Genomic DNA, 18,356 nt, shown 5'->3' on the forward strand with positions numbered 1-18,356 from the left:
TCCCTCCACAGGTCCGGTAACGCGGAAAACCCCTCCCACCCACATGGGCCGGAGGGGGTAGCCGGCAAAGGGTCAGTGGACCGTGGCCGCGGGCAGGGCCGCGCCGGAACCGGTCACGGCGGGCAGGCCGGCGGCGCCGGACACCGGGCGGTTCATCTCCGCCAGACGCTTTTCCGCGGCGGCGGCGCGGGCCTGCGTCTCCTTCAGCTCGCGCTCCAGATAGGACACGCGGTCGGTGGAGCGGCGGGCGCGGCGGCGGTGCCGGCGCTGGGCGTTCCAGGCGACGACGCCCCCGGCCAGGAAGCCGATCACCAGGGCCACCAGCGTGGCGAGGTAGACCGGAACCTCCAGCGTGAAGGGCAGCGGCCAGAGCGACAGCGTGACCAGGCCACGGTTGGAGATGGCGAACAGGACCGCGGCCAGCGCGATGGGAACGGCGATGATGAGGGCGATGAAACGCACGGGTGCAAATCCTCGTGTCCGTGGCCGGGGGCCAGCGCGGCGCTGAATCCGGGCCGATGAGTCAGTGAACGGAGGTTATTCGTCGGTGTTCAGGCGTTCGCGCAACTGCTTTCCGGTCTTGAAGAAGGGAATCGCCTTTTCGCCCACCTCAACGGCCTCACCCGTGCGCGGGTTTCGTCCGGTGCGGGCGTCGCGGCGTTTTACGGAGAAGGCGCCGAATCCACGCAACTCCACCCGGTCGCCACGGGCGAGCGCTTCCGAGATTTCGTCGAAGATGGTGCCGACGATCTTTTCGATGTCGCGCTGGTACAGGTGCGGATTGCGCTCCGCGAGCCGTTGGATCAGCTCCGATTTGGTCATGGCGATTCCGTTTCCCCCGGTTCGAGCGCTTTGGACCGCGCTCCTTGACCTGCGCGCAAGCGTGCCACCGGGTCCGGTGACCGTCAAGCTAAGCCTTTCTGCCGGAACCCTTTTCCCGGCGACGCTCCGGCTTGCCGCGACGCCGCCCGGCAAAAGGGCCGAAATGTGATTAATCCGTCTTACTGATTGCCTTCACCGTCACCATTTCCGAAGACATGGGTTGGCCGCACCCCTCGCCGGCCACGGTTGGAGGTTCGTCATGACTCACGCCCATCACACCGGCCCCGCCGACGCGCTCGCCGGCCTGCCCTACGCGGACCGCGTCCGCCATGTGACCACCGCCCAGGCGCTGGGCTGGCTGGCGGCGGGGTGGCGGGATCTGCGGGCGGCGGGCTGGGTCAGCCTCGTCTACGGCTCCCTGTTCGTGGCGATCGGATTCGCGCTGACCGGCGGGCTGCTGCTGGCCGGCATGCCCTATCTGATCGCGCCGATGATCGGCGCCTTCCTGCTGATCGCCCCGCTGCTGGCGCTCGGCCTCTACCGGATTTCCAAGGACGTGGAGGAGGGGCGCCGGCCCGGCCTGTGGCGGGCGCTGACCGCGTGGCGGGCCAACCCCTACCACATCCTGACCGCCGGCCTGATTTTGATGCTGTATGTGATGATCTGGGCGCGGATGAACGTGGTGGCCTTCGCCCTGTTCTTCCCGCACGAGGCCATCGCGCTGGACCATTTCGTCGCGCAGATGTTCAGCCTGGACGGGCTGGTCTTCACCGTTTTCATCACGGCGCTGGGCTTCGCCTTCGCGGCCTTCGCCTTCGTCACCAACGTCACGGCCCTGCCGATGATGATGGACCGCCCGGTGGACGCCTTCGCCGCGGCGCTGGCCTCGGCCATGGCGGTGCTGCGCAACCCGCGCGTCATGGCGCTGTGGGCCGGACTGATCGTTCTGGTGACCGGCGTGGGCCTGCTGACCGCCTTCCTCGGCCTGATCGTCGCGCTGCCCCTGATCGGCCATGCGAGCTGGCACGCCTACCGGGACCTCATCAAGGAGGAGGACGAGGAGTGAGGGGGGGGAAGCGCGTCAAAGAAAAAGCCGCCGCGGGGTGACCGCGGCGGCTTTTTCTTTGACGCAGGTGCGGGAGACAGGCCCCATCCCCGACCCTCCCCCGCTCTCGGCGGACCGAAGGTCCGCCTGTCGCGCCAGCGCAAATCTTTGGTTTGCGCGAGAGCTGACGCAGGGGAGGGAGATGGGAAGAACCTTACTCGTCGTTCTGCTGCTTGCGCTTCAGAGCGGCACCCAGGATGTCGCCCAGCGAGGCGCCCGAGTCGGACGAACCGTACTCGGCCATCGCCTGCTTCTCCTCCTCCATCTCGCGGGCCTTGATGGACAGCGAGATGCGGCGGGAGCCGCGGTCGATCTGGGTCACCTTCGCGTCGACCTTCTCGCCGACGGCGAAGCGGTCCGGACGCTGCTCCGAACGGTCGCGGGACAGGTCCGACTTGCGGATGAAGCCGGTGTAGCCCTCGCCGACCGTGACCTCGATGCCACCGTCGGTGACCTGGGTGACGGTGCAGGTGACGACCTCGTTCTTCTTCAGGCCGGCCGTGGCAGCCTCGAACGGATCGTTCGCGAGCTGCTTGATGCCGAGGGAGATGCGCTCCTTCTCGACGTCGACGTCCAGGACCTTGACCTTGACGCGGTCGCCCTTCTTGTACTCGGCGATGGCCTCCTCACCCGACTTGTTCCAGTCGAGGTCGGACATGTGGACCATGCCGTCGATGTCGCCCGGCAGACCGACGAACAGACCGAACTCGGTGATGTTCTTGACCTCGCCTTCCAGCTCCGTGCCCGGGCCGAACTTGTCGAGGAAGGTCTCCCACGGGTTGTCCAGGCACTGCTTGAGGCCCAGGCTGATGCGGCGCTTCTGCGGATCGACGTCCAGGACCATGACCTCGACTTCCTGCGAAGTCGACACGATCTTGCCCGGATGGACGTTCTTCTTCGTCCAGGACATCTCCGAGACGTGCACCAGGCCCTCGATCCCCGGCTCCAGCTCCACGAAGGCGCCGTAGTCGGTGATGTTGGTGACGCGGCCCTTGAACCGCGAGCTGACCGGGTACTTGGCTTCCACGCCTTCCCACGGATCGGCTTCCAGCTGCTTCATGCCGAGGCTGATGCGCTGGGTCTCCGGGTTGAAGCGGATGACCTGGACCGTGACGGTCTGGCCGATCTGCAGGGCCTCGGACGGGTGGTTGATGCGGCGCCACGCGATGTCGGTGACGTGCAGCAGGCCATCGACGCCACCCAGATCCACGAACGCGCCGTAGTCGGTGATGTTCTTGACCACACCCTGCAGAACCTGGCCTTCCTTGAGGTTGGCCACCAGCTCCGAACGGGCCTCCGCACGGCTCTCTTCGAGCACGGCGCGGCGCGACACGACGATGTTGCCGCGCGAGCGGTCCATCTTCAGGATCTGGAAGGGCTGCGGGGTGCCCAGCAGCGGGGAGATGTCGCGGACCGGACGGATGTCCACCTGCGAACCCGGCAGGAACGCCACGGCGCCCGACAGATCGACGGTGAAGCCGCCCTTGACGCGGCCGAAGATGACGCCGGTGACGCGGGTCTGGTCCTGGAAGGACTTCTCCAGCAGCGCCCAGGCCTCTTCGCGCTTGGCCTTCTCACGCGACAGAACGGCTTCGCCGTTCTTGTCTTCCATACGCTCCAGATACACCTCGACGGTGTCGCCCGCCTTCAGCTCGGGCGGCTGGCCGGCAACGGCGAATTCCTTCAGCGCGACGCGGCCTTCCGACTTCAGGCCGACGTCGATGGTGACCATGTCGTTCTCGACGGAGACGACGCGGCCCTTGACGACCGAGCCTTCGAGGGACTCGGCCGTGCCGAGCGACTCCTCGAGCAGAGCCGCAAAGCTTTCCTTCTCGCCGGTCCGGGCCATAGCTTGTGCCATTGAAACTCCTAAGGTTGGCCGAAAGCGATCCCGCCATGGCCCACCCCGCGGCAAAACGGGACAAGCCTCGATGGGACCGCCGCGCCGGGCACCACGCCCGGCGACTTGGTTGACATGCGTTCCATGGAGGGCGGAAGCGCCCGGACCCTGATGCTCAGACCTTGGGGCCGAAACCGGTTTTCGTTCCGATAAAGGCGGTCGCCGCTGCGAACGCCTGGTCGGCGTCGAGGGCGGAGGTATCAAGCACAAAAGCGTCGGCAGCCGGCCGGAGCGGTGCTACCGTCCTCTGGCTGTCGCGCGCGTCACGGGCCTTCATGTCCTCCAGGACGTCGGACGGTATAGCCGGAATCCCGCGCTCCCGCAACTCCTTGAGTCGCCGCTCGGCCCGCACCTCCACCGAAGCGGTAACGAACAGCTTGGCATCGGCGTTCGGGCATACGACCGTCCCGACGTCCCGCCCGTCCAGCACCGCCCCCGGCGCGCCGCCGGGCGGGGTCTGGGCGAAGCGCCGCTGGAAATCGAGCAGGGCCGCCCGCACCTCCGGCACCGCCGCGACCTTGGAAGCGGCCTGCGCCGCCTCGTCGCTGCGCAGCGCCGGGTCGTTCAGAATGCCGTCCTCCGGCTGCAACGCGCGGGCAGCCTGCGCCGCTACCTCCGCGTCCGCCGGGTCGCCGCCCGCGCGCAGGACGGCGACGCCGACCGCGCGGTAGAGCGCGCCGGTGTCGAGATGCGCGAATCCGTAAGTCCGGGCGACCCGCTTGGACAGCGTGCCCTTGCCCGCCGCCGCGGGGCCGTCGATGGCGATGACCAGACCCATCGCCCTCACACCCCCGCGATCTTCGCGCCGACGCCGTTCATCAGGCCGACGAAACCGGGGAAGCTGGTGTCGATGAAGGCGCCGTCGTCCACCTGGACCGGCTCCGCGGTCGCCATGCCCAGCACCAGGAAGCTCATGGCGATGCGGTGGTCCATGGCGGTGGCGACGGTGGCGCCGCCCTGCGGCGGCTTGCCGGTGCCGTAGACGGTCAGGCTGTCGTCGGCCCCGACCTCCACCTTCACGCCGCACTTGGTCAGCCCGTCGGCGACCATGGCGAGGCGGTCGCTCTCCTTCACGCGCAGTTCCTTCAGGCCGAGCATGACGGTGGTGCCCTCCGCACAGGCGGCGGCGGCGGCGAGGATCGGGTATTCGTCGATCATGCTGGGCGCGCGGTCCGCCGGGACGACGATGCCCTTCAGCGGGCCGTGCTTCACCCGCAGGTCGGCCACCGGCTCGCCCGCCTCGTCGCGGCGGTTCTCGAAGGCGATGTCGGCGCCCATCTCGACCAGCGTGTCGTAGAGGCCGGTGCGGCGCGGGTTCATGCCGACGCCGGGCAGCAGCAGCTCCGAGCCGGGACGCAGCAGCGCCGCGACCGCCGGGAAGGCGGCGGAGCTGGGGTCGGCGGGCACGACGACCGCGCGCCCCGTCAGCTCCGGCTGGCCGGTGACGGACACGGCCAGCGCGCCGTCCTCCATCCGCTCGGTCGTCACGGTGGCGCCGAAATGGCGCAGCATCAGCTCGGTGTGGTCGCGGGTCGGCTCCGCCTCGATCACGGTGGTGGTGCCGGCGGTGTTCAGGCCGCAGAGGATGATCGCCGACTTCACCTGGGCGGAGGCCACCGGCAGGCGGTAGGTGATCGGAACCGTGCGGTCGCTGCCCACCACGGTCAGCGGCAGCCGCCCGCCGGACCGCCCGACGAAGCGAGCGCCCATCTGCTCCAGCGGGCCGGTGACACGGGCCATCGGGCGCTTGTTCAGCGAGGCGTCGCCGGTGAAGACGCAGGTGATCGGATGCGACGCGACGAGGCCCATCAGCAGGCGCGCCGCCGTGCCGCTGTTGCCCATGTCGAGCACCTGCGCCGGCTCGCCCAGACCGCCCAGACCGACGCCGCGCACGCGCCACACGCCGTCGTCCCCACGCTCCGCCCGGGCGCCCAGCAGGCGCATGGCGGCGGCGGTGTTCAGCACGTCCTCCCCTTCCAGCAGGCCGTGGATGACGGTCTCGCCCACCGCCACGGCGCCCAGCATCAGCGACCGGTGCGAAATGGACTTGTCGCCCGGCACGCGGATGGTGCCGGCCAGAGCGCCGGTGACGGATGAGCGAAGCGGCTTCGCCTGCAGCATGGGAACGGACCCTCGAGAAAAACGGTGGACTGGCCGCAGTACCTAGCACAGAGGCGGGGTCGAAGCGAGGGGGGCGCCAGCGCAATGGCTGGACGGCCGATGAACCACAGAGACACGGAGGGCGGTCATGCTCGCGGCAGCCCTCCTCCGTGTCTCCGTGGTGAAAGGAGGTGCCGCCGTGTTTGCCCGACCGCTCCCGTCAATCCCCGACCGCCACGCCCTCGCGCCGGGTGTCCGCACCGCCGGACAGCCCCTGGCCGGTCACGGTGATCGCCTGGGTGCCGGAGGTCAGCTCCATCGCCTTGACCGCGTGGCCCCGCGCCTCCAGCGCCGCCGCCCAGCCTTCCGCCTCGGTGCCCTGTTCCAGTTCGGTCGGGCCGTTGCGGCTGCCGAAATTGGGGGCGTCCACCGCCGCCTGCGGGTCGAGGCCCCAATCAAGAAGCGCGATCAGCGTCTTGCCCACATAATTGATGATGTTGCTGCCCCCCGGCGACCCCACCGACGCCACCAGCGCGCCATCGCGGAAGACGAGCGTCGGCGCCATGGAGCTGCGCGGGCGCTTGCCCGGTTCCACGCGGTTGGCGACGGGCTTGCCGTCCTCCGTGGGGGTGAAGGCGAAGTCGGTCAGCTCGTTGTTCAGCAGGAAGCCCCGCACCATCAGGCGCGAGCCGAAGCCGTCCTCGATGGTGGTGGTCATGGCGACCGCGTTGCCCGCCCCGTCCACGACGGAGATGTGGCTGGTCCCGTGCTCCTCCGCCTCGGCGAAGCCCCAGGCGCGGCCCTCCCTGAAGGGCGGTTCGCCCGGCTGGGCCTTGCCCATGGACCGGTCGCCGACCAGCGCGGCGCGGCCCGCCAGATAGCTGCGGTCGAGCAGCCCCCTCACCGGCACCGTCACGAAATCCGGATCGGCCAGATAGAGTCCGCGGTCGGCGAAGGCGAGGCGACCGGCCTCCGAGAACCAGTGCGCCGCCAGCGCCGGGTCGCCGCGGGTCGCCGCCATGTCGCGGCCTTCCAGGACGGCGAGCATCTGCAGCACCGCGATCCCGCCGGAACTGGGCGGCCCCATGCCGCACAGGGTGTAGGCGCGGTAGGGGCCGCAGACCGGTTCCCGCTCCGCCACGCGGTAGGCTTTCAGGTCGGCCTCGGTCAGGTCGCCGGGGTTGGTGGGGTGGCCGGTCACCGCCTTTACGATGTCGGCGGCGATGGGACCCTCGTAGAAGGCGGCGGAGCCCTTTTCCGCGATGGCGCGCAGGGTCGCCGCGAAGTCCGGGTTCCTCAGCACATGGCCGACCGGCCAGGGCGTGCCGTCCGGCTGGTAGAAATAGGCGCGCGCCGTGGGGTTGGCCGGCAGGAACCGTTCCATCGCCAGTTGGCCGTTCAGCCGCGGGCTGACCGTGAAGCCGTTCTCGGCCAGCGCGATGGCGCGCTCGAACAGGCGGGGCCAAGGCAGTTTTCCGTAGGTCTGGTGAGCGTACTCCAGAAGCTTCACCGTGCCCGGCACACCGACGGACCGCCCGCCGACCACCGCGTCGTAGAAGGGCATCGGCTTGCCGTCCGCACCCAGGAAGCGCCCGGAAGTCGCCGCGGCGGGCGCCGTCTCGCGCCCGTCGATGGAGGTCACCGCCCGGGTGACCGCCTCGTAATGCAGCAGGAAGGCGCCGCCCCCGATGCCGGAGCTTTGCGGCTCCACCAGATTGAGGACGAGCTGAACGGCGATGGCCGCATCCACCGCGCTGCCGCCCGCCCGCAGGATCTCCCGCCCGGCCTCCGCCGCCAGCGGATTCGCCGCGGCGACCATGTGGCGGGCGGCGGTATCGACGTTGCGGCTGCCGCGCCCGGTCGCGCGTTCCGGCGCCACGTCGCCCGCGGCGGATGGCGCTGTCTGGGGTGCCGTCTGGGGCGCCGTCTGGGCCAGGGCACCAGGCGGCAGCGCCGCCAGCAGGCCGGCGCACAGCGCGGCCCGCCAGCGGCGGGACAACAGGATCGGCATCCGGTTCCTCCCCTTCATCGTTGCGTCCGGCTTCGCGGCATGGCGGACCGGCACATGGGGAAGTTTGGAGCGGACAGGGCGGCCCTGCCACACCGTCGGCGGCATACGGCGAACTTTTTTTTGACAAGCGCCCGCGGGCATGGCAAAGGGCGCGGCTTGTAATTCCCGAATTGGGCATTCCCTAGGAACGTGACGGAGGACGAGGCGTGGCCAAACCCGAATGGGGCGTCAAGCGCATCTGCCCGAGCTGTGGCGCGCGCTATTACGATCTGCGCAAGGACCCGCCGGTGTGCCCGAGCTGCGGATCGCAGTTCGATCCCGAGGCGTTGCTGAAGTCCCGCAAGGCGCGCCCGGCGCCGGTCGACGACGTGAAGAAGGCTCCGGTGGTCTCGGAAGACGAGGACGTCGAGACCGAGAGCGAGGACGAAGAGGCGGCGGACCTCGACGAGGTCGAGGACGACGTCTCCGTCGAGGACATTGAGGAAACCGACGAGACGCCGGAAGACGAGGACGACGTCCTGATCGAGGACACCTCGGAACTGGGCGAGGACGACATGGACGAGGTCGTCGACGTCGAAGGCGAGGACGAGGAGGAGCGCTGACCGGCGCCCTTCCGGAGGGGCGGAAAAAAGGTGGGCGGGGCCGAATTTTTCTCTTGCATCGAACCCCCGTCCTCACCAATATCCCGCTCCACCGAGGCAGGCCACCGGCCAGCCACCCAGAGTTTCGGGGCCATAGCTCAGCTGGGAGAGCGCTACAATGGCATTGTAGAGGTCAGGAGTTCGATCCTCCTTGGCTCCACCAAACACCCGAAGGGCCTGCGCAGCGATGCGCGGGCCCTTTGGCGTTTCGGGTCGCATTCTTCCTCCGCCACCTCCGTCTTGACAGGCGTCAAGGAACCCATTCTGGTGCGCCGGCAGTTTCGGCTGCGCCGACTTCCTTCCCTTTCCCGCTTCGGATACGCCATGGCCGACACCCTGACCGCCGACACCACCCTGGGCGCGTTGAGCGCCCTCGATCCGAACGCCGTGAACCGGCTGGCGCAGATCCACCCGGTCTTCAACCCCGGTGTCGGCGTGCCGGACAGCGCCAGCCTGGGCGACCTTGCCAAGGCCACCGGCATCCCGCTGGACGTGTTGCTGGCCGCCGCGCGCGGCGCCATCCACGTCACCGCCCCGGCGGGGGGCTGCGGCTGCGGCGGCGGGGGCGGGGGCTGCGGCACGCCCAAGCACTGAACGCTTTTCCCCTCCCATTCCCGGCACCGGCCCCCACCTGTTGGTCAGGCCCATCATCGGGAACGGGAGAAGAGCATGACGACGGCCCCAACATCGACCGAGTCTCCGGACGGCTGGCTGGAGACGGTGGTCGTTCCGCGCACCAGCGACATCGGCGGGTTCGAGGTGCGGCGCGCCCTGCCCTCCGTCCGCAAGCGGATGGTCGGGCCGTTCGTCTTCCTCGACCAGATGGGGCCGGCCATCCTGAAGGCCGGGTCGGGCATCGACGTGCGCCCCCACCCGCACATCGGGCTGGCCACCGTCACCTATCTGTTCGACGGCGAAATCCTGCACCGGGACAGCCTGGGCACCGTCCTGCCGATCCGTCCGGGGGCGGTGAACTGGATGACCGCCGGGCGCGGCATCGCCCATTCCGAACGCTCCGCCACCGACGAGCGCGGGCGCGACCGGCTGCTGTCGGGCATCCAGTCCTGGGTCGCCCTACCCAAAAGCCATGAGGAAACCGACCCCGCCTTCGTCCATCTCGGCGCCGACGAGCTGCCGGTGGTGGAGGGCGAGGGCAAGCGGCTGCGCGTCGTGGCGGGTCAGGCGTACGGTGTAGGTTCGCCCATGAACACCTTGTGGGACACGCTGTACGTCGATGCGGCTCTGGACGCCGGCGCCCGCCTGCCCATCGACCGGGAGACGGAGGAACGGGCGCTCTACATCGCCGACGGCACCGTCACCATCCACGGCGACCGCTTCGAATCCGGGCGGCTTCTCGTGCTGCGCCCCGGCGACGCGGTGACGGTGGAGGCCGAAACGCCCGCCCGCCTGATCCTGCTGGGCGGCGCCGTGATGGACGGTCCGCGCCACATCTGGTGGAACTTCGTGTCCAGCCGCCAGGACCGCATCGAACAGGCCAAGGCCGAATGGAAGGCCGGTGCATTCGACGCCGTTCCCGGCGAGACGGAGTTCATTCCCCTTCCGGAACGGTGAAGCCCAGCGCCGTCAGCCGCTCCCGCACCGCCGGGTCGGCCAGCGCCGCCAGGAAGCGCCGGACCGCGGGCCGCTCCCGGCGGTCGTTGGGGATCACAAAGTCGTAATGCTCCGCCTGCAAGGGCAGGAAGCCAAGCCCGTAGAGGGTGGCGACGCTTTCGATGGCGACGCCCCAGTCGGCGCGCCCCTGCGCCACCGCCACCGCCACCGCGTTGTGGGACTTGGCCTGCGACCAGTAGCCGGTGGGGCGCGCCGCCCCCAGAAGCCGGTCGGTCAGGATGCGCGTGCCGCTGCCGGCGTTGCGGTTGACTAGGATGCAGTCCGGGTCCTGCGCCGCCGCCAGTCCCGCGTCCTCCGCCGTTCTGCCTTCGAAACGAACGTCGCCCTTGCGGAAAACGATGCCCTGAAGGCGGCGGTAGCCGGTCACGAGGCCGAGCGCCGGGGTCAGGAAGGGACGGTTGTACTCCCCGCTCTTCGGGTCCATCAGATGGATGGCCGCCACGTCGCATTCGCCGCGCCGGGCGGCGGCGAGGCCGCCCATGGAGCCGACGTTCAGCGCCTTGACCGTCAGCCCCTCCCCGACCAGTTGGCCGGTGATGGCGTCCAGCCCGACGCAATGGCTGCCGATCACGATCAGGTCGGCGGGGCGGGTGTCGCGCCCGATGCGCTGGACCGACACCGGGGTGCCGGCCTCCACCGCTTCCGCCTGCGGGTCGATGGCGATGAAGCCGTCCGCCGCGCTGAAGGCGGTCACCGAACCGGAGCCCTTGGACAGCGGATAGGCGGCCAGCGCCCCGTCCGCCCCGCGCACCAGCGAGACCATCACATATTCGGTCCGGCCCCGTTCCGATCCCAGCCGCATCGGCACCGTTGCGTCCACGCTCTCCTTCGCCGCGGGGGGCAGCCCGGCCAGCGCCCGCAGCACCGGAGCGACGAACTCGTGGAAGGTGAACATGGCGGAGGTCGGGAAGCCGGGCAGGATGACCACCGGCTTGCCCTTCGTTACGGCCAGACACAGAGGCTTGCCGGGCTTCAGCGCGACGCCGTGCGCAACGATGCCGGGGTCGGTCAGGCGGCTGACGATGCGGTAGGACAGGTCGCCCGCCCCCTTGGAGGTGCCGCCCGACAGCAGCAGCGCGTCGCAGGCCAACCCCTGTTCGACCAGCGGGGCCAGTTCGGCCTCGTCGTCGCGCGCGATGCCCAGCCGCACGGGCTCCCCACCCAACTCCTCCACCGCGGCGGCGAGGATGGCGGCGTTCGAATCATAGACGGCGCCGGGCCGGATCGGTTCGCCGGGGGCGACGATCTCGTCGCCGGTGGAGAGGATCGCCACCCGCGGGCGGCGCACCACCGGCACCTCCGCCCGCCCGATGGCGGCCAGCACACCGATCTCGCGGGAGGTCAGCACCTGCCCGCGGCGCATCACCGTCTCGCCACGCCCGATGTCCGACCCGGCAGCGGCGACGAAGGCGCCGGGCACCACCGGCTTGCGGATCTCGACCAGAAGCTCCCCGGCCTCTTCGCGCGACTCGGTGTGCTCCACCATCACCACGGCGTCGGCGCCGCGCGGCAACATGCCGCCGGTGGCGAGCACCGTGGCCGTGCCGGGGGCGACGGTCAGGGACGGAACGCGCCCGGCGGACAGGACCTCCTCGTTCAGGCGCAGCACGACCGGCGTGTCCTCGCCCGCTCCCTGGGTGTCGGCGGCGCGCACCGCGAAGCCGTCCACCGAGGAGCGGTCGAAGCCGGGAACGTCCACCTCCGCCACCACGTCGGCGGCCAGCACGCGGCCCAGCGCGGCGCCCAGCGGCACCGTCTCCGCCGCTTTGGGCGTCAGGTCGAGATGGCGGCGGAAGCGCGCCTCGGCCTCGCCGCGGCCCACCACCTCCAGAAACTGCTCCTGCCGGGCCGCCTGGGCCACGAAACGCCGGATGTCCTGGTTGGACACGCCCCTACCCCCCTCGCTTGATGCCGTTCAAAGACTTGTACCGTCAAAACAGCGCAGGGTCACGGTCGCCCCCACGGGAACGCCCTCGCTTTCCGCCGGGATCAGGACGAAGCCATCGGCCTGCACGGCCCCGGCCAGACCGGGTTTGTGGGGAGAGGCGGCCGGCTCCACCATTCCCTCCACCGTCCGGCGCACGCGGTACAGCTCGGTGCAGCCGATCTCCGAGACCAGCTTGCGCGCCGTCACCGCCACCACCGCGGGGTGCGGCAGGGCGGAATCGCGGCCGGCCAGACGGCGCACCGCGCGACCGGCCAGAAGCTCATAAGCGGTCCAACAGGCCATCGGCTCCCCAGGCAGCAGCAGGGCAGGCACGGTGCCGGCCATCCCCAGCGCCGCCGAATCGCCGGGCCGCAGCGCCACGCCGTGCAGGGCCAGTTCGCCCGCATCGGCCAGCGCCAGGGGCGCCACGTCGTCCTCCCCAACCCCGGTGCGTCCGGCGGAGATCAGAAGATCGGCGCCGGGAGCCGCATAGGCGGCGGCCAGCCCGGCGCGGTCCGCGGGCAGCGGCCCCACCAGCTCCACCACCCCGCCGTCGCGCGCCACCAGCGCGGACAGCATCGCCCCCAGCGTTTCGGGTCCGGAACGGGGCCCGCCGGCCAGCACGATCCGCACCCGCGGGCGGGCGCCGATGGGCAGCGCCGCGATCCCCAGAGCGGCGAAGAGGCCCAAATCCTGCGGGCGCAGGCGGTGCCCGGCCGGCAGCAGCACGGTTCCGGCGCGCACGCCCTCGCCCCGCCCTTCCACCCCTTCGCCGGGGGCGGCGCTGCCCAGCGCCTCGATGAAGGGACCATCGGCCTGGATGCATTCCACCGGCAGAACCGCGTCGGTTCCCGGCGGCATCGGCTCCCCCGCCGCGACCGGCACGGCGCCCGGCAGCGGAACCGGGTTGTAGGAGCCGGCACCCAGCGTGTCGCTGGAGGCCACCGCCACCCCGTCGCGGGCGGCGCGGTCGGCGGGCGGCCAATCCCCGGGCGCGGTCACCGGCTCGGCGAGAACGGCGCCCTCCGCCAGGGCGGGAGCCAGATCGGCCAGCGCCACGGCGCGCGGCGGCAGAGGGACGGCGGCGGCGTCGATCCAGCCTTCCATGGCGGACAGGGCCACGCGGCTGGGAAAGCCGCGCCCGCGCACGTCTCGGTTTCCGGTGCCGTTTCCGGCTCTGGCCGCGGTCATGGCTGCACCCGTGATGCCTTCAGGTCAGCCCTTATACCCCATTCCCCACACCGCCGCTGCACACGCGGTTGCGGCCCGCGCGCTTGGCCTCGTAGAGCAGCCTGTCGGCGAGCTGGGTCAGCCGGTCCGGCGTGTCCTCCATCGCCGGGTGGGCGGTGGCGGCGCCCAGGCTGATGGTGACGTGATCGGCGACGTGGGACACGGCGTGGGGCAGGCACCGTTCGGCCACCGTCCTGCGCAGGCGTTCGGCCACCTGGACCGCCCCATCCCCGCCGGTTTCCGGCAGCAGGCAGACGAACTCCTCCCCGCCGTAGCGGGCGACCAGATCGCCCGGCCTCATTATCTGCTCCGCCAGCAGCCCGCCCACCGCGCGCAGGCATTCGTCGCCGGCCTGATGGCCGTAATGGTCGTTGTAGGGCTTGAACTGATCCACATCGAGCATGATGAGCGACAGCGGAAGCTGCGCCCGCGCACAGCGCCGCCATTCGCGCAGCAGCACCTCGTCGAAGCGGCGGCGGTTGGCGATCCCGGTCAGCCCGTCGATGAAGGACAGGGTGCGCAGCAGGTCGGTCTGCCGCTTCAGCAACAGGTGGTTGCGCACGCGCGCCTTCACGATGGGCGGGCTGATCGGCTTGGAAATGAAGTCGATGGCGCCGACCTCCAGCCCATAGGTCTCGTCCTCCACCTCGCTCTTCGCCGAAATGAAGATGACCGGGATGTTGCGGGTGATCGGATCGGCCTTGATGCGGGAACAGACCTCGTAGCCGTCCATGCCCGGCATCATGATGTCCAGCAGGACGAGATCGGGCAGGCGCGACTGCGCAAGCTCCAGCGCCTTCATCCCGTCGGTCGCGAAATAGATGTCGTGCTCGTCCTTCAGGATGCGGCTCAGCACATGGACGTTGGACGGAATGTCGTCGACCACCAGGATTTTGGAGCGTGCGTCGGTCATGTCTGGTTCCTGGGGGCGGTTCCGGGGGGGCGGTTCCGGGGGAACGGGTCAGTCGGCGGGAAGGGACAGGCCGAGATCCTGCGTGATCCTCCGCAATATCCCCTGGGCCTTGGTGAAGTCGAGACCATCGACGGCGGATGACAGCGCCTTCATGGCCGCCGGGTCGATCCAGTCGGCCAGCGGCGGCGCCAGGACGGCGAACTCCTCCGCCGCGGCGAAATTGCTGTCGCGCAACAGCCGGGCGAAGCGTTCCAGCATGGGTTCCAGCGTCCGGATGTCCACCGCCGGTCCGCCGCGGCCAGGGGCCTGCCCCGGCGCCACGGCCAGCCGGGCGGCGGAGTCCAGCACCGCCTCCAGCTCGGCGCGGAGAACCGGCAGCTGCGCCGCGGCGGCCGGTGCATCCCCGCGGAAGGCGGCGACCTGAACGGCGTCCGCCGCGGCGGACAGCTTGCGGGCGCCGATGTTTCCCGCCAGGCTCTTCAGCTCGTGCCCCAGCGCCTTGGCCCGCGGCAGGTCTCCGGCGGCCAGGGCGACGGCGATGCCGTCCGCCGCGCCGCCGTAGGTCCGGGCGAAGTCGGTGACGAACTTGCGGAACAGCCCCACGTCGCCGTCCAGCCGGTTCAGCGCGTCCTTCACGTCGATGCCCGGCAGATCGGCGGGAAGCGCCGTGGAGGCGACGGTCTGAACGGCCATCGGCAGAACCGGCGCCCCCGCCGGCAGGCCGCCGCCCACCATCGCCGGCTGGCCGAGCCAGCGGGCCACCACGGCGAACAGCTGCTCCACGTCGATGGGCTTGGCGATGTGGTCGTCCATGCCGCCGTCCAGGCAGCGCTGGCGGTCGGACGGCAGGGCGCTGGCGGTCATGGCGATGATCGGCAGCCCCTGTCCGGCGGGCCGGGCGCGAAGCTGGCGCGTCGCCTCGAACCCGTCCATTTCCGGCATCTGCACGTCCATCAGGACCAGATCGAAGGGCGGGTCCGCCTCCTCCACGCGGGCGATGGCCTCGCGCCCGTCGCCGGCCAGCGTCACGCGGGCGCCGGCGCGCTCCAGGATCTCGCGGGCCACCTCCTGGCTGATGCTGTTGTCCTCCACCAGCAGCAGGCGCTGCCCGAACAGGGGGCGCAGGTGCGGCGGGCGAAGCAGGCCGGCGGGGACCGGCGCGCAGGGATGCATCCGCAAGGCGCCCGGCGCGTCGCCTTCCGCCCCGCGCCCGTAGGCGTCGATCACCGCGTCCAGCAGGGAGGAGGCGGTCACCGGCTTCACCAGCGCGCCGCCCAGCCCCAGATCGTCCATTCCCTTGCCCCCCGACGCGGCGCCCATCCGCTCGCGCCCGAAGGCGGAAACCACGATGATGACCGGCGCCTTCACCAGACCGTCGTCGCGGATGCGGCGGGAGGTCTCCAACCCGTCCATGCCCGGCATCTTCCAGTCCATCAGCACGATGTCGTAGGGCTGCCCGGCGGCGGTCGCGCGCTCCAGCTCGGCGATCGCCTCGGCGCCGGAGGCGCACAGCGCGGCCCGCCAGCCGAAGGAGGCGACCAGCTCGCCCAGCACCTCGCGCGCCGTGGCGTTGTCGTCCACCACCAGGACGGACAGGCCGCGCGGCACGGCATGGGACCGGACCGGACGCTCCCCCGCCCGCCCGGCCTGCCCGGAGGCGGCGTTCCCGAAGGACGCGGTGAAGTGGAAATCGCTGCCCCGGCCCGGCTCGCTCGCCACGTCCATGGCGCCGCCCATCAGGGCGACCAGCCGCGTGCAGATGGCCAACCCCAGCCCGGTGCCGCCATAGCGCCGCGTGGTCGAGCTGTCGGCCTGGCTGAAAGCCTGGAACAGCCGTTCCTTCTGCTCCGCGTCGATGCCGATGCCGGTGTCGCGGATGGAGAAGGTCAGGACCGCACGCTCCTCCGTCACCTCCACGGCGCGGACGGACACCACCACCTCGCCCGCGTCGGTGAACTTGATGGCGTTGCCGGCAAGGTTGATGAGCACCTGCTGAAGGCGCAGCGGATCGCCGACGAGGTCGAGCGGAACCTCCGGCCCGACCGAGAACAGGACCTCGATGTCCTTGTCCTGCGCCGCCGCGCCGACGATCACCGCGAGGTTCTGCAGCAGGTCGTCCAGGCGGAACTCCACCCGCTCCAGCTCCAGCTTTCCGGCCTCCACCTTGGAGAAGTCCAGGATGTCGTTCAGGATGCCCAGCAGCGACTGCGCCGAAACGCGGATCTTCTGGGCGTAGTCGCGCTGGCGCGTCGACAGGTCGGTCTGCTGGAGCAGATGGACCAGACCCAGGATGGCGTTCATCGGCGTGCGGATCTCGTGGCTCATGTTGGCCAGGAATTCGCTCTTGGCGCGGCTGGCCGCCTCGGCCACGGATTTGGCCTGGCGCAGCGCCTCCTCGGCCCGCTTGCGCTCGGCGATCTCGTGGAAGACGACGACGGCGCCCTCGACCCGCCCGTCCTCCAGCATGGGGGAGGCCGCGAACTCCACGGGGAAGCTGGTGCCGTCCTTGCGCCAGTAGATGTCCTCCAGCCCGCCGCGCGCCTCGCCGGTGCGCAGCACCTCGAAGACCGGGCAGTCGATGGTCGGCGACGGCGTGCCGTCGGCGCGGGTGTGGTGCAGCAGCACATGCAGGCTGCGGCCCAGCATCTCCTCGTTGGTGTAGCCGGTCAGCGTGCCGGCGGCGGGGTTGGCGAAGGTGATCCGCTCGTCCCGGTCCACGCCGCAGATGCCTTCCGACGCGGATTGCAGGATCAGGTTCAGCCGCCGGTTGGCCCCGGCGAAGGCGCGGTTGGCCTGTTCCAGGCTGCGGGCGGTGGCGTCGAGGTCGGCGTTGGTCTCGGCCAGCCGGCGGCGCCCCACCTCCTCCCGCGACAGGCTGCGCGCCGCCGCCATGGCCAGCACGGCGCAGGCGGCCACCGCCAGCAGGACCAGCAGGCCGCTGTGGATGGTGCGTTCGCGCCAGGGCGTCAGCGCCTCGTCCCGGGACACGCCGACCTGCACGATCAGCGGCAGATCCTGCACCCGCAGGTTGGCGACGATCCGTTCCGACCCGTCCACCGGGGACCGGCTGAAGACCGTGCCCCCGCTGGCCCGCGGCGTCTCGTCCATCGGGCGTCCGGCGGGCGGCACGCTGGGCGGCGCGACGGACAGGGTGGCGCTGGAATCCTGTCCGGACAGGCTGAAGAGCAGCGTCCCGTCCTCGCGGTAGAGCGCGACGGCGCCCCCGCGGCCGATGTTCAGCCCGTCGAAGAAGGAGCGGAAATAGTCCAGATCCAGGGCGATGTGGGCGACACCCTGGAAATTCTCCACCGTCCCGATCCGGCGGCTGATGGTGAAGGTCGGCTTGCCGGACAGCCGGCCCCGGATCATCCCGCCGATGTAGAACGCCTCGCCGTTGCGATGGGCCTGGAAAAAGGCACGGTCCGCATTGTTCGTGGACGGCACCGGGAACTGGCGCGTGGTCAGCAGCCCGTTCCCGGCGGCGTCGTGAATCCAGATGGCGCTCACCTCCGGCATGGCGTCGGCCATGGTGCGCAGTTCCTGCCACAGCGGCAGGTCGCGCCCGACCGCCTCCACCTCCCGTGGGCGCAGGCGGTCGTCCACCCGCTGAAGAACGAGGTCGCCGGTGGCGACGGTGCGGCGCACATGCTCGTGCAGCAGGCGGGCGGCGTTCAGCGTGCGGTCGCGGGCGTGGCTCACCGCCTCGTCGCGGTCGGCCCAGGTGGCCGCCCCCCACAGCCCGACGCCGAACACGGTGATCACCCCGACGATGGTCGTCAGCAGGGTCCGCAGCCGCGTGCGAGTGGCTGCGGCGGGTCCCTCCGCCGTCAGGTATGCTTCGTCCATCACCGGTGTCCGCCATGTCCGGCGCACGCCGGAGGAGAGAAAGTTGCCGTGCATGGGAATTATGGCGTCCGGACGATATCCTTCGCAAGTGACTTGAAACGGATCGCCGCATGACCGGCGGGCAGGGCGCCGCGCAGGGCGTCCGCCGCCTCCTCCGCGGCGGCCCGGACGCTGCCGGCTAGCCCCTCCGCCTCCTCCCGGCGGCCCGCGCGGAGAGCGGCGCACAGCG

Annotated in this window: 14 protein-coding genes and 1 tRNA gene; 5 read left to right on the forward strand and 10 right to left on the reverse strand. The window is 70.7% G+C overall.

What is annotated here, in order from left to right:
* Positions 1-72: 72 nt before the first annotated feature.
* Positions 73-462 (reverse strand): LapA family protein, encoded by a 390-nt coding sequence (locus tag QSG27_RS10810; protein ID WP_306705953.1) that lies wholly within the window; start codon positions 460-462, stop codon positions 73-75.
* Positions 463-537: 75 nt separating this feature from the next.
* A complete protein-coding gene (gene ihfB / locus QSG27_RS10815) occupies positions 538-822 on the reverse strand; it encodes an integration host factor subunit beta (protein WP_014239239.1) in 285 nt (94 codons plus the stop codon).
* Positions 823-1,081: 259 nt separating this feature from the next.
* Between ihfB and QSG27_RS10820 the strand changes: the two genes are divergently transcribed.
* Positions 1,082-1,888: a DUF2189 domain-containing protein gene (locus QSG27_RS10820; RefSeq protein WP_306705957.1), complete on the forward strand. Its 807-nt coding sequence runs from the start codon at positions 1,082-1,084 to the stop codon at positions 1,886-1,888.
* A gap of 193 nt (positions 1,889-2,081) precedes the next feature.
* Here QSG27_RS10820 and rpsA read toward each other — a convergent pair whose 3' ends face one another.
* The 4 genes from rpsA to ggt form a co-directional block, all read right to left on the reverse strand.
* Entirely contained in the window at positions 2,082-3,788 is a 1,707-nt protein-coding gene (rpsA, locus tag QSG27_RS10825; RefSeq protein WP_038525887.1) for a 30S ribosomal protein S1, read from the reverse strand.
* Between the two features lie 154 nt (positions 3,789-3,942).
* On the reverse strand, positions 3,943-4,605 hold the full coding sequence (gene cmk, locus QSG27_RS10830; RefSeq protein ID WP_306705959.1) for a (d)CMP kinase: 663 nt from the start codon (positions 4,603-4,605) through the stop codon (positions 3,943-3,945).
* 5 nt (positions 4,606-4,610) lie between these two features.
* Positions 4,611-5,948, reverse strand: coding sequence for a 3-phosphoshikimate 1-carboxyvinyltransferase (gene aroA / locus QSG27_RS10835; RefSeq protein WP_306705960.1), 1,338 nt, complete (start codon positions 5,946-5,948; stop codon positions 4,611-4,613).
* 199 nt (positions 5,949-6,147) lie between these two features.
* Positions 6,148-7,938: a gamma-glutamyltransferase gene (ggt, locus tag QSG27_RS10840; protein ID WP_306705961.1), complete on the reverse strand. Its 1,791-nt coding sequence runs from the start codon at positions 7,936-7,938 to the stop codon at positions 6,148-6,150.
* Between the two features lie 206 nt (positions 7,939-8,144).
* On the opposite strand from ggt, the gene QSG27_RS10845 reads away from it, so the two are divergent.
* The 4 genes from QSG27_RS10845 to QSG27_RS10860 all read left to right on the forward strand — a co-directional run bounded on the left by QSG27_RS10845 (position 8,145) and on the right by QSG27_RS10860 (position 10,151).
* Positions 8,145-8,540, forward strand: a complete 396-nt coding sequence (locus tag QSG27_RS10845; protein ID WP_306705962.1) for a TIGR02300 family protein — start codon at positions 8,145-8,147, stop codon at positions 8,538-8,540.
* A gap of 126 nt (positions 8,541-8,666) precedes the next feature.
* A tRNA-Ala gene (locus tag QSG27_RS10850) sits at positions 8,667-8,742 on the forward strand.
* A gap of 161 nt (positions 8,743-8,903) precedes the next feature.
* Positions 8,904-9,173, forward strand: a complete 270-nt coding sequence (locus QSG27_RS10855) for a hypothetical protein (RefSeq protein WP_306705964.1) — start codon at positions 8,904-8,906, stop codon at positions 9,171-9,173.
* A 75-nt stretch (positions 9,174-9,248) separates the two neighbouring features.
* A complete protein-coding gene (locus QSG27_RS10860; protein ID WP_306705965.1) occupies positions 9,249-10,151 on the forward strand; it encodes a pirin family protein in 903 nt (300 codons plus the stop codon).
* Here the strand turns inward: QSG27_RS10860 and QSG27_RS10865 are convergent.
* The 4 genes from QSG27_RS10865 to QSG27_RS10880 are packed head-to-tail and all read right to left on the reverse strand — an operon-like array spanning position 10,129 to position 18,127.
* Complete coding sequence (locus tag QSG27_RS10865) at positions 10,129-12,099, reverse strand: molybdopterin biosynthesis protein (protein ID WP_306705966.1); 1,971 nt, start codon at positions 12,097-12,099, stop codon at positions 10,129-10,131. The genes QSG27_RS10860 and QSG27_RS10865 overlap by 23 nt on opposite strands.
* Positions 12,100-12,126: 27 nt before the next feature.
* The gene (locus QSG27_RS10870; protein WP_306705967.1) at positions 12,127-13,329 is read right to left on the reverse strand and encodes a molybdopterin-binding protein; all 1,203 of its coding nucleotides are present in this window, start codon (positions 13,327-13,329) and stop codon (positions 12,127-12,129) included.
* Positions 13,330-13,360: 31 nt separating this feature from the next.
* On the reverse strand, positions 13,361-14,281 hold the full coding sequence (locus QSG27_RS10875; protein ID WP_306705969.1) for a diguanylate cyclase: 921 nt from the start codon (positions 14,279-14,281) through the stop codon (positions 13,361-13,363).
* 48 nt (positions 14,282-14,329) lie between these two features.
* A complete protein-coding gene (locus tag QSG27_RS10880) occupies positions 14,330-18,127 on the reverse strand; it encodes a response regulator (protein ID WP_306705971.1) in 3,798 nt (1,265 codons plus the stop codon).
* Positions 18,128-18,356 lie beyond the last annotated feature (229 nt).

Source organism: Azospirillum isscasi, from assembly GCF_030849505.1.
Classification (GTDB): domain Bacteria; phylum Pseudomonadota; class Alphaproteobacteria; order Azospirillales; family Azospirillaceae; genus Azospirillum; species Azospirillum isscasi.